This window comes from Photobacterium sp. R1, assembly GCF_054600795.1.
Window position 1 is genome coordinate 1 of sequence record NZ_BAAHZP010000808.1, and the last position, 249, is coordinate 249.

Below are 249 nucleotides of genomic sequence, written 5' to 3' on the forward strand. Positions count from 1 at the left end.
TTGCTGATACAGACTGAAATGAAGTGCCCTACAGAACCACTGATGAAAAGGGCACTTGACTATCTATCAATGTGCAAATAAATAACACTCACCATCTTCGGGAATTAGCACACGATCCATTGCCTGATTATCTGCCAGATACTGGCGCAGTGCTTCCCGTGTTAATACCGCGTGGTTAACCGCTTCCATATGGCTGGCGATGATTGTGGCATTCGGGGCGGCTTCATACACCATAAGGACATCTTCTTT

1 pseudogene is annotated in these 249 nt (G+C 46.2%); it reads right to left on the minus strand.

Features of this window, described 5'->3' with window-relative positions:
- Window positions 1-66 precede the first annotated feature (66 nt).
- Window positions 67-249, minus strand: a pseudogene (locus ACYP03_RS27305) (MBL fold metallo-hydrolase); the annotation flags it as partial.